This window comes from Streptomyces hygroscopicus subsp. hygroscopicus (assembly GCF_001553455.1).
In the GTDB taxonomy this organism is placed as follows: Bacteria; Actinomycetota; Actinomycetes; order Streptomycetales; family Streptomycetaceae; genus Streptomyces; species Streptomyces hygroscopicus.
In genome coordinates this window covers 47,689-58,108 of record NZ_BBOX01000156.1, presented here as the reverse complement: position 1 = coordinate 58,108, position 10,420 = coordinate 47,689, and the positions used below count along the sequence as shown (strand labels likewise).

11 protein-coding genes and 1 tRNA gene are annotated in these 10,420 nt (G+C 68.8%); 6 read left to right on the top strand and 6 right to left on the bottom strand.

The annotated features are described in order from the left end of the window. Positions 1-93 precede the first annotated feature (93 nt). Positions 94-513: a hypothetical protein gene (locus tag AXW62_RS17815; RefSeq protein WP_060945395.1), complete on the bottom strand. Its 420-nt coding sequence runs from the start codon at positions 511-513 to the stop codon at positions 94-96. Between the two features lie 913 nt (positions 514-1,426). Next, positions 1,427-2,563 carry an ABC transporter ATP-binding protein gene (locus tag AXW62_RS17810; RefSeq protein WP_060945402.1) on the bottom strand — a complete coding sequence of 379 codons (1,137 nt, stop codon included), beginning with the start codon at positions 2,561-2,563 and terminating at the stop codon, positions 1,427-1,429. Positions 2,564-2,740: 177 nt separating this feature from the next. On the opposite strand from AXW62_RS17810, the gene AXW62_RS17805 reads away from it, so the two are divergent. Continuing rightward, positions 2,741-2,813: transfer RNA gene (locus AXW62_RS17805), tRNA-Thr, on the top strand. 104 nt (positions 2,814-2,917) lie between these two features. Here the strand turns inward: AXW62_RS17805 and AXW62_RS43985 are convergent. Then, positions 2,918-3,142: a hypothetical protein gene (locus tag AXW62_RS43985; RefSeq protein WP_143712806.1), complete on the bottom strand. Its 225-nt coding sequence runs from the start codon at positions 3,140-3,142 to the stop codon at positions 2,918-2,920. Positions 3,143-3,588: 446 nt separating this feature from the next. On the opposite strand from AXW62_RS43985, the gene AXW62_RS17800 reads away from it, so the two are divergent. Next, entirely contained in the window at positions 3,589-4,368 is a 780-nt protein-coding gene (locus tag AXW62_RS17800) for a hypothetical protein (protein WP_060945394.1), read from the top strand. 838 nt (positions 4,369-5,206) lie between these two features. On the opposite strand, the gene AXW62_RS17795 is transcribed toward AXW62_RS17800, so the two are convergent. From AXW62_RS17795 to AXW62_RS17785, 3 genes are read right to left on the bottom strand one after another with little or no spacing between them, the layout of a single operon-like run. Then, positions 5,207-5,626, bottom strand: coding sequence for an arsenate reductase ArsC (locus tag AXW62_RS17795; RefSeq protein ID WP_060945393.1), 420 nt, complete (start codon positions 5,624-5,626; stop codon positions 5,207-5,209). Next, complete coding sequence (gene arsB, locus AXW62_RS17790) at positions 5,619-6,740, bottom strand: ACR3 family arsenite efflux transporter (RefSeq protein WP_060945392.1); 1,122 nt, start codon at positions 6,738-6,740, stop codon at positions 5,619-5,621. The genes AXW62_RS17795 and arsB overlap by 8 nt, the downstream gene beginning before the upstream one ends. Further along, on the bottom strand, positions 6,740-7,141 hold the full coding sequence (locus AXW62_RS17785) for an ArsR/SmtB family transcription factor (RefSeq protein WP_060945391.1): 402 nt from the start codon (positions 7,139-7,141) through the stop codon (positions 6,740-6,742). The genes arsB and AXW62_RS17785 overlap by 1 nt, the downstream gene beginning before the upstream one ends. Before the next feature lie 78 nt (positions 7,142-7,219). Here AXW62_RS17785 and AXW62_RS17780 point away from each other — a divergent pair, with 78 nt between their 5' ends. The 4 genes from AXW62_RS17780 to AXW62_RS17765 all read left to right on the top strand — a co-directional run bounded on the left by AXW62_RS17780 (position 7,220) and on the right by AXW62_RS17765 (position 10,417). Further along, entirely contained in the window at positions 7,220-7,648 is a 429-nt protein-coding gene (locus tag AXW62_RS17780; protein WP_060945390.1) for an ArsI/CadI family heavy metal resistance metalloenzyme, read from the top strand. A 352-nt stretch (positions 7,649-8,000) separates the two neighbouring features. Next, entirely contained in the window at positions 8,001-8,366 is a 366-nt protein-coding gene (locus AXW62_RS17775) for an MmcQ/YjbR family DNA-binding protein (protein ID WP_060945389.1), read from the top strand. A 414-nt stretch (positions 8,367-8,780) separates the two neighbouring features. Further along, positions 8,781-9,038, top strand: coding sequence for a LysR family transcriptional regulator (locus tag AXW62_RS17770; RefSeq protein ID WP_014061570.1), 258 nt, complete (start codon positions 8,781-8,783; stop codon positions 9,036-9,038). Between the two features lie 650 nt (positions 9,039-9,688). Continuing rightward, positions 9,689-10,417, top strand: coding sequence for a helix-turn-helix domain-containing protein (locus AXW62_RS17765; RefSeq protein WP_169808144.1), 729 nt, complete (start codon positions 9,689-9,691; stop codon positions 10,415-10,417). The last annotated feature ends 3 nt before the right edge of the window (positions 10,418-10,420 follow it).

Genomic DNA, 10,420 nt, shown 5'->3' with positions numbered 1-10,420 from the left:
AACGGTGGGAGCGGGGGCGGGAGGAGCCCGGGGGAGAAGGGCGGGGGGAGGGGCGGCGGGAGCCGCGCGCCCTCGGTGGTGCGGGCGGCGCGGTCAGCGGTACGCCTGGGTGATCCCGGCGGCGAACGAAGTGTCGCAGACGGGCCGCGCGTACGCCTGGGCGCGGCTCACGCCACCGTACTTGGCGACCGCGGCGCGGCCGAGCGCACGGGCGATGGAGGCGCAGTGCTTGGCGAGGGAGGGCCGTTCCGCCGTCGCGACCTGGAGGTGGGTGAGCGCCACGGCGGGGTCCTTCTCCTGGAGTTCGGCGAGCAGCCGGTCGCGCAGCAGCTCGTGCGGAGCCCGGTGGGCGGCACGGGTGGACGCCCGGTCGGAGGAGGCGGTGAGGATCTGCGACTCGGCGGTCGGCGAGGCCCAGGGCACGCGGGTGACCGCGAGGGTGCCGGAGAGGACGAGCACGACGGGGAGGACGAGGGCGAGCGTTCTGCCGATGCGGCGGGCTGCGGTGTTCACGGGGTAGTTCCTCGCGGGTGGGTGGTACGGGACTGCGGTACGCGGTGATCGTAGCGAGGAGCGACGATTTGGCGACATTCAGTCACCAAGGTAGGTGACGGAAAACCGCTCTTGGCGATCGGTGGGTTGACGCCTCGAGGTGAAATGCTCGAAATGTCGGGGAATTTATCGACAACGCAGCATCGCCGCAGGGCGCGCTCCGCGCACCGCGAGTCACGCCCGCGCCTGGGGCAGGTCTCGTGCCCGCGCTCGCCGCGCCTGGGCAGGCCCTTGAGCCCGTGCTCGCGCAGGCTCCGCCTGGGCAGGCCCTCCAGGCCGCACCCGTGCCCTCACGCCCGCACCCACGCAGCCCCTCGCGCCCGTACCCGTGCACGCCGTGCCCGCGCAGGCCTTTGCCTGGGCAGGTCCTTGCGCCCGAGTCTGCGCAGCCCGCGTCTGGGCTGGCTCTTGAGCCCGCGTCCGGGAGGCGCCCGTGCCCGTGCAGCCCGCGCCTGGGGCAGGCCTCGCGCCCGTGTCCTGGGGCAGGCTCTCGCGCCCGCGCACGCCTGGGCAGGCTTCCGTGCCTAGGGCAGGTCCTCGCGCCGGTACCCGGGGCAGGCCCTCGCGCCCGTACCCGGGCGGGTCCTCCCGCCCGGGCCCGCGCGAGCCCTCCAGTCCGCATCCGTGCCCCGCACCCCGTACCAGGCCCTCGCGCCCGTGCCCGCGCAGGCTCTCGCGTCCGCACCCGGGCGGATGCTCCCGCCCGCGCCCGCGCGAGCCCTCCGGCCCGCATCCGTGCCCCGCATTGCGTACCCCCGCACCGCGTACCCTCGCACCCTGCACCCCCCGCACCCGCCCCACGCGACGGCGCCGTCCGGCCGCGGGAAGCGGGCGGACGGCGCCGTCGGAACGACTGCCCGACAGGGCGGTCGGCTCAGTCGCTGAGCCGCTCCCCGCTGGAGGTGGAGAAGACGTGGGTCTCACCCGGCCGCGGCACCACGTGCAGCTGGGCGCCCTTCTCCGGCACCTGGCGGCTGTCGACCCGGATCACCAGGTCCTTGGTCTCGCCGCCGACGTCGGCCGAACCGAAGATGTAGCCGTCCGCGCCCGTCTCCTCGACGACGTTGACGGTGATCGCGAGACCCGCCGGGGCGTCGTCGGCCGCCTTGGACAGCGTCTTCGTCGCTCCGCCGTTCGCCTCGACCACCTCGAAGTGCTCGGGCCGGACGCCCACGGTGACCGTGCGGTCGCCCTTGTCCGCCGCGGCGCTCAGCGCCTCACGCGAGACCGGGACGACGCTGTTGCCGAACTTCACACCGCCGTCGGTGATCGGCACCTCGACGAGGTTCATCGCGGGCGAGCCGATGAAGCCCGCGACGAAGAGGTTGGCGGGGCGGTCGTACATGTTGCGCGGCGAGTCGACCTGCTGCAGCAGCCCGTCCTTGAGCACCGCCACCCGGTCGCCCATGGTCATGGCCTCGACCTGGTCGTGGGTGACGTACACCGTGGTGATGCCGAGCCGGCGCTGGAGGCTGGCGATCTGCGTACGGGTCTGCACCCGCAGCTTGGCGTCCAGGTTGGACAGCGGCTCGTCCATGAGGAACACCTGCGGCTCCCGGACGATCGCGCGCCCCATCGCCACACGCTGCCGCTGGCCACCGGACAGCGCCTTCGGCTTGCGCTCCAGGTACTCGGTGAGGTCCAGGATCTTCGCCGCGTCCTCGACCTTCTGCCGGATCTCGGTCTTGTTCACACCGGCGATCTTGAGCGCGAAGCCCATGTTCTGGGCGACGGTCATATGCGGGTACAGCGCGTAGTTCTGGAACACCATGGCGATGTCCCGGTCCTTCGGGGGCAGGTGGGTGACGTCCCGGTCCCCGATCCGGATCGCTCCGCCGTTGACGTCCTCGAGCCCCGCGAGCATCCGCAGGGAGGTCGACTTCCCGCAGCCGGAGGGGCCGACGAGGACGAGGAACTCGCCGTCCTCGATGGCGATGTCGAGCTGGTCGACAGCGGGCTTCTCGGTGCCCGGGTACAACCGGGTCGCCTTGTCGTACGTGACCGTGGCCATGGTGATCTGTCCCTTCACCGGCAGGAACGTGCCGGACGATCCGAGTAAAGGCAGGGGTCTAGTCCACCGGAGGTGGATTGGCGTGACGCTATACCGGCCAAGGCCGCCGTGTCTCTAGGTGGGACCCCTGAATTTTCGAACGGAGCACGTCCCGGGGATGGGTACACTGCAAGGGACGCCGACTTAGCTCAGCTGGTAGAGCGCCGCTCTTGTAAAGCGAAGGTCGTCGGTTCGAACCCGACAGTCGGCTCTGCGAAACACCAGGTCAGGCCCTGCGCTGGCGTAACGAAGGCCCTCCGTGAAGATCACGGAGGGCCTTCTCGCGTCGGATGGGAACGCGGTGGGAACAGGCTGTCAGTCAGCCGTCTGCCCGGCCTCATCGCTGGGAACCTCGGGTTCTTCGGGGCCATCGCTGGCGGTCTCGGGGGCAGAAGGTGGCTGCCGCGGTTTTGCGGCTCGCGGTACCAGGGCGACCGGAGCTTCGGCCTCGGCCTTCTCGAACTGTGGCAACACCGAGGTGTAGATGGCGGCGGTGAGGGAGTAGCTGCTGTGGCCGAGGAGAGCTTGGATCTTCTTCATGTGGATGCCTGCGGCCAGGGAGAGCGTGGCAGCGCAGTGCCAGCTGTGGCAGCAGCGCCAGCAAGCCAGGGGAATGGAACAACGCCTACGAACTATGGCAGCAGCACCGCAAAACCCAGCCCGACGAGCCGAGCCGCAAGGCGCCGAAAGAGCCCTGAAGGACACCGGCCTGGTCTTCACCTGGCAGGACGGACGTGCCCACCACCCCGAGCACCTGCCGCAGGCATTCGACCGGCTGATCAAGAAGCTGAACCTGCCTCCAGTCCGGCTCCACGGTGCGTGCTCCGCTCTCGCTGTTGGGTGGCTCATCATCGACCCGGCCGTCGGGATGTGCCCGTCAGGCCCTGGACCGGGTGCCGCTTCGACGGAGGATGGGGGAAGAGAGCGGGTCTGCGTGGTGAAGTGTGGGCCTCTGATAACTCCGACAGCAGGGAGCGTTTCTTCCGATGGCCACACAGCCCGCACGTTCTGAGCGCAGCGGTCCCGAGACCGTCTCGGTCATGGATGTCTCGCCGTTCAAGCCTTCTCTCGTCAAAGCGGTGTTCAGGGACGTGACCTCGATGCACGTCTCTCGGTCGGCCGCGTGGGCCGCCGCGTCGGTGACGCGGACAGTGCTGACGGAGATCATCAACGGCGCGAGGAGAGCGGCAGCGGCGGAGGCCCGGAAGAAGCTGATTCCCGGGGACCTTCTCTCGGCGATCGACCGGAACGTCGAACTCGAGGTGGGGACGAAGTGGTACGACCACAGCCCGACGTTTCAAGGCCTGACCGGTGTCCTGTACGACGCCGAGGGTGTCATCGTGCCTTCTCGTAAGCGCAGCGGGTCGCGCAAACCGAGTGCTGTGGTCGGCGCCCACAGGTTCGAGGCCGGGGTCAAGAAGTTGCTGCGGAACCAGGGGGCGACGGCCGTCCCAGCAATGGTCCGCGACCTGGACGGAATCGCGAGCGTGTTCCTGACGGACCTCGCCCGGGACGCGGCCATGGTCGTCCGCGAGGGCGGGGTCAAACGTTTCGGTACGGTCACCCCAGTGATGCCGGGCGAACCGACCCCATCCCCGTTCCTCAAGGATTCCCTCCGGGCCCCGTCCACCCGCAGGGGGGACCGGCGGACCATCGGCAGGGATGACATCCTCGCCGCCACCACGATGCAGTTGTTCGGCGGCAACCTCAGGCAGCGAGCCCTCACCGAAGTACGCGAGGCGACACAGAACACTTCGGCCGGCTGAGCGGGTGCGACCAACATCGCCACCTGCACCCTCATCTGCTACCGCAGACTCGCCAGATGAGATGTCCTCCAAGGTTGCTCAGGGCGCGGGTCGACCTTGGAGTGGATATGGGCCTGCGCCAGTTCGTGATCGATGCGTGGTCCGCTTCCGGCCCTGGCCGTTCTCGCCGGCGTCACCGCCGTGGGGCTCGCCATCTTCGAAGCTGTGCGCAACTGACTGTCCTGGTATCGCGGTCGAGAGATTGCCCAGCAGAAATGAGAGAAGGCCCCGTCTCGCGACAGGGCCTTCGGGCCTCTTGGAAGACCGAGGCGTTGGTACCAAGGGTTTGGTGTGCCATCTCATGAGATTGGTGCCAGGGAACCGCGATCGAGCATGCGGCAGGAAAGTGGGACTGCGTAAACCAACGTGCTGAGACAACTCAGACGGGTGACCAAGCGCGGCGTGCGACGCCACGGCGACTCTTCCGTCGTCACGCGTGAGCGCCGAGCGAAGGATGGGGCATGGCTCGCCGTAAGCCGTACCTGGTCGGGCACCAGGAGTTCGCCGCCCTGTACTGCGTCGATCCCAAGCAGGTGGCGCAGTGGCTGGCGCCGAGCCGCGGCGTGCTGGCACCGACATCGAAAGCCACAGCTCGGATCATGAGGAGCAGGGCAGGCCGAGCAGAACGCGCGTCCCCATGCGACCGGTACAGCTGAGGCGGAACCACCGGTGCTGAGCCGCCGTTTCTGAGGCGCTGTGGAGCGACGAGACGTCCCAGGCACCAGCTGGCCGGGCCCTGGTGGATTCGGCGTGCTCAACCGTCTCAGGCCGGTGATGCGGTTCGTCTCGGTGCGAAGGGTCACCCGCGGCCTCTGAGTACGAGTTCCTCGACGAGGTTGTGTACGCGGGCCCGGATCTCGTCGCGGATCGGGCGTACCGCCGCGACGCCCTGCCCGGCCGGATCGTCGAGCTGCCAGTCCAAGTAGGTCTTGCCGGAGAAGTACGGGCAGGTGTCGCCGCAGCCCATGGTGATGACCACGTCCGACGCTTGCACGGCTTCAGCGGTCAGCACCTTTGGCATCTCCGCCGCGATGTCGATGCCGACTTCCGCCATCGCTTCCACCACGGCGGGGTTGACGTGCTCGGCCGGTGTCGAACCGGCGGAGCGGACTTCGACACGGTCGCCCGCGAGGTCGGTGAGGAAGGCGGCGGCCATCTGGGAGCGCCCCGCGTTGTGGACGCAGACGAACAGCACGGATGGCTTCCGGGAGTCAGACACCTGCGGAACCTTCCTGGGCGGGCGAGTGCTCGGCGGCCATGGCGGTGGGCTGAGGGAAGTAGCGACGGGCGGCCAAGGCCACGTAGACGAGACCGATCAGGACCGGGACCTCGATGAGTGGGCCGACGACTCCGGCCAGGGCCTGCCCGGACGAGGCGCCGAACGTGGCGATGGCGACCGCGATGGCGAGTTCGAAGTTGTTGCCCGCAGCGGTGAACGCCAGCGTCGTGGAGCGCGGATAGTCCAGGCCCATGGTCCTGCCCAGTGCCATGGACCCGGCCCACATCACACCGAAGTACACCAGCAGCGGCACCGCGATCCGCGCCACGTCCATCGGCTGTGAGGTGATCGCCTCGCCCTGGAGGGCGAACAGGACAACGATCGTGAACAGCAACCCGTACAGCGCGAACGGGCCGATACGCGGGATGAGCCTCGTCTCGTACCAGTCCCGGCCCTTGGCCTTCTCGCCGAGGCGCCGGGTGAGGAACCCGGCCACCAGGGGGATGCCGAGGAAGATCAGCACACTGCGGGCGATCTCCCACACGCTGATGTCGAGACCGGTCTGTTCCAGGCCGAGCCAGCCGGGCAGCGCGCTGAGGTAGAACCAGCCGAGCGCGGAGAAGGCGATCACCTGGAAGACGGAGTTCAGCGCGACGAGGACGGCGGCGGCTTCGCGGTCGCCGCAGGCCAGGTCGTTCCAGATGATGACCATGGCGATACATCGGGCCAGCCCGACGATGATCAGGCCCGTTCGGTAGTCCGGCAGGTCCGGCAGGAGCAGCCAGGCGAGCGCGAACATGACCGCCGGGCCCAGGACCCAGTTCAGCACCAGCGAGGGGACCAGCAGACGCCGGTCCCGGGTGACCGTGTCGAGGCGGTCATAGCGCACCTTGGCCAGCACCGGATACATCATCACCAGCAGGCCCAGCGCGATGGGCAGGGAGACGCCGGTGACGGTCACCTTCGCCAGGGCGCCACCCAGGCCCGGAACGAGCCGCCCCAAGCCGAGGCCGGCGGCCATCGCCAGCAGGATCCACACCGCGAGGTAGCGGTCCACGAACGACAGGCGCGCGGCAACCGGGGCGGCCGGGGCCGTCGTGGTCTCGGCGGCCATCAAGCGTTCCCCGCCGTCCCGGCAGGCTCGGGCAGAGGCTTTCCGGCGGGGCGGGTGAGGATTCCGGCAAGCCGGTCGGTCATCTCCGGCAGCAGCCAGTAGTAGACCCAGGTCCCACGACGCTCGCAGTCGATCAGACCGGCCTGCCGCAAGAGTTTCAGGTGATGGGAGATCGTCGGCTGGGACAGGTCGAAGGCGGGGGTCAGGTCGCATACGCACACCTCGCCCCCGGCCCGGGAAGCGATCATCGACAGCAGCCGCAGCCGAACAGGATCACCCAGCGCCTTGAACACCTTCGCCAGCTCGACGGACTGTGCCTCGTCCAGGGGAGCGGTCAGCAGTCCCGGACAGCAGCCGTCAACGCCGTCCTGGCCGAGCACCGCAAGCTCTTGTTTCGGCATGCTTCTATGTTGACGTTTTTCGATCCAAGGCGCAATCTTGCATCGAAGAGTGTCGATGCAAGCAGATGGGAGACTGTTATGTCGCGTGTGCAGCTCGCTTTGAACGTGCCCGACCTCGACGCTTCGGTGGCGTTTTACTCCAAGCTCTTCGGGGTCGAGCCCGCCAAGCGCCGCCCTGGATACGCCAACTTCGCGATCAACGAGCCGCCGCTGAAGCTCGTCCTGGTCGAGGGCGAGGCGGGGCGGGAGACCCGGCTGGATCACCTCGGCGTCGAGGTCGACTCCAGCGACCAGGTCGGCGCGGCCACCGACCGCCTGAAGGACGCAGGGCTCGCCACGTTCGAGGAGAACGACACCTCTTGCTGCTACGCCCTCCAGGACAAGGTCTGGGTGCACGGCCCCGGTAAGGAGCCCTGGGAGGTCTATGTTGTCAAGGGCGACGCCGACCAGATGGGCAAAAGTGCGTCACTCGACACCGTTGACGCCTGCTGCGACGGCGGTCGTTGACGGCAACAGGTGTGGACTTCGCTGTATCGTGAGACCTGCCCGCGCACGATGCAGGCCAGGGCGAGGCAGCAATGGCTTGATCACCCCGCGGGCGTGACGAACTTGTCAAGCGAAGGCCGTCGGTTCGAACCCGACAGTCGGCTCTGACGTGGAAGACGGGAAGCGCCCCGGGCGGTCTGCCGTCCGGGGCAGTTTGCCGTCCGGGGCGGCGCGCGGGAGGGCCCGGAGGGCCCCGGAGGGCGGCGCCGCACGACACCCGGCGCGGCCGGACCGGGCGGGGCGCGGACCGACCGCACTTTGATCCGGCATCGGCCCGACACCGGCCCGACATCGGCGCGAGGAGAATCCGCCAGTGACCCCCGAGCGGCTGCGGTCCTTCTGCCTCTCCTTCAACTCGACCGTGGAGGAGTTCCCGTTCTCCCGGCATCCGGAGATCTCGGCCTTCAAGGTGGTCGGCAAGATCTTCGCCTTGACGACCCTGGACGCGCGTCCGCTCACGGTGAATCTGAAGTGCGCCCCGGAGCACGCGGTCCGCCTCCGGAGCGCGTACGCGGGGCTGATCGTGCCGGGGTGGCACATGAACAAGCGGCACTGGAACACGGTGGCGGTGGACGGCGGCCTTCCGGACCGGCTGGTGCGGGAGCTGGTCGAGGACTCCTACGACCTGGTGGTCGCGGGTCTGCCGCGGGCCGAGCGGCTCCGCCTGGACCGCCCCTGAGGGCTGCCCGCCGCCGGCGCCGCTCCCCTTCTCGTTCCCGTCGTTCCCGGCGTCCCCGTTCCTGGCGTCCCTCCCGGGAAGGTCCGTCGTTCCCGGTGTCCCCTCCCGGGATGGTTCCGTCGTTCCCGGCGTCCCCTCCCAGGAGGGTTCCGTGCGGGCGGTCCGGGCGGCTCGCGGGGTGTGCGGTGAACGCCGGATGAACTTTCACCGGGGCCGGGTTCTTCACCTCCGGTGTTGCAGCATGTTCCGCTCTTGTGAAGTGTTCGCGGCGCGTCGCATTGCAGCTTCCTGCACCGGATGTTGCCTTCCGAGATTGAGTACGTTGATATGGTCTCGACGGATCGGATAACCCGTGCCTTCTTGGCGGCGGGTTCTCGACGGCCATCGGATGGTGGCCGCCGGACAGGGGGCAAAATGCATGAGCGGGAGTTCCGCGCTTTCGTTTCCATCGCCGAGATAGGGCGTATGGACCAAGCGGCCAAGGCGCTCGGCTATTCACAACCGGCCATCAGTTACCAGATCAAGTGCCTGGAGCAGATGCTGGGCACCAAACTTTTCACCCGCGACTCCACCGGTGCCCAGCTCACCAGGGAAGGCCGCATGATTCTTCCGTCCGCACGCGCGGTGCTCGCGCTGATCGACAGCATGAAGGGCGTCTGCGCGGCGGCCTGACGTGTGCCGCAATCGCCACTTCGGTCCGGCCTGTGGCGGCGGTCACCCAGGAATGAGGAACTCCTCATGTGAATGGCCGTCGCGTGGATATGGAGTGGTATGACCCGCTGGTTCGTGGCTCGGCGGGGTCATTCTCCGATTCCTTATGTTGGCTGGCAGTAACAGGACAGAAACAACCCGGGACGCTCGCTGAAAGCCTCCGGGCCGATGCGTACAGTGATGATCGCGGCGGCGGGGGAGGGTGAGCCCCGGGGTTGTACTACAGCTAGCTGACAACTTCGCCGGGTGCGCGCGGCGGGGCCAAGGGGGGCGATAAGGGGGAGGCGGGCCCGCTCTTTACCTGCCGACTCGGGCGCGTTGACTGGCGTAGGAGGGGGAACTATGGTCGGCCGCGCATCGACGATTGAAGTGTTCCGCCTTTCAACCATTACGGCGGGGCATACCTGGCCATTCAGGGGGATGGCCATTCACTTCAACCTCCCAGCCGCATCCCGGGCCCACCGGTCCGAGATCCGCTGGTGATCGTTGTGTCATAACGGGGGTAAAGCGTGGCAGGTTTGGCGATGGCGCCTGTTTCCTTGCGGGCGGGGGAACCGGCGGCGGTAAGCGCGGCTTCGGGAGCCGGTGGCCCCGAACCGGGCCCTGACGGTGTGGTGCAGGCACTGCTCCAGGCTCGTAAATTGATCGAATCGACGGTGAATCTGCACCGCCGCACCGTGGCCCGGCACGCCGTGGTGACGATGAAGGGGAATGACGCGGCCGTCGCGAACGCCGTGGCGGCGCTCGTCGACCGGGCCCGGCACGGCATCAGCATCGCGCTCCCGGCCGGCGGCGACCGGGCCGAGGTCATGGTGTCGGCGCTGCGCCGGCTGAACGGGCCGGGCCATGAGCGCATTCCGGTGCGGCTGCTGTGCACCCCCGGCGCGCTCGCCGATCCGGCGACCCGGGCCGCCGTGGAAGGCGGGGTGAACGCGCAGGTCAAGGTGGTCGACGCGGTGATGGAGACGCTGATCGTGGACGGCAGCGTGGCCATGGTCCGGTCCTCCGTGGAGCGCGGCGGAGGCGATGTGGTGTCGGTCATCGAGGACACGGCGTCCGTCCGGGCCCTGGACCTGCTGTTCGCCGGTGCGTGGTCGGGCGCGGTGCGTCTGGCGGAGCACCGCTGGATCAGCGAGCGGCTGCGGACCGAGTCCGCCCGGCGCATCCTGGAGCGGCTCTGCAAGGGCTACACCGACGACGTGGCGGCACGTGAGGTCGAGGTGTCGTTGCGCACCTACCGGCGCCATGTCGCGGAGATCATGCGGGCGTTGGGGGCCAGTTCGCGGTTCCAGGCGGGGGTGCGGGCGGTCGAGCTGGGCCTGCTGTCGACGGCCGACTGAACC

Bases quoted from the DNA above. Each gene is read 5' to 3' on its own strand.
- AXW62_RS17785 (WP_060945391.1), bottom strand. From the start codon at position 7,141: ATGCCGAAACAAGAGCTTGCGGTGCTCGGCCAGGACGGCGTTGACGGC.
- AXW62_RS17780 (WP_060945390.1), top strand. From the start codon at position 7,220: ATGTCGCGTGTGCAGCTCGCTTTGAACGTGCCCGACCTCGACGCTTCG.
- AXW62_RS17770 (WP_014061570.1), top strand. From the start codon at position 8,781: ATGCATGAGCGGGAGTTCCGCGCTTTCGTTTCCATCGCCGAGATAGGG.
- AXW62_RS43985 (WP_143712806.1), bottom strand. From the start codon at position 3,142: ATGAAGAAGATCCAAGCTCTCCTCGGCCACAGCAGCTACTCCCTCACC.
- AXW62_RS17810 (WP_060945402.1), bottom strand. From the start codon at position 2,563: ATGGCCACGGTCACGTACGACAAGGCGACCCGGTTGTACCCGGGCACC.
- arsB (WP_060945392.1), bottom strand. From the start codon at position 6,740: ATGGCCGCCGAGACCACGACGGCCCCGGCCGCCCCGGTTGCCGCGCGC.
- AXW62_RS17800 (WP_060945394.1), top strand. From the start codon at position 3,589: ATGGCCACACAGCCCGCACGTTCTGAGCGCAGCGGTCCCGAGACCGTC.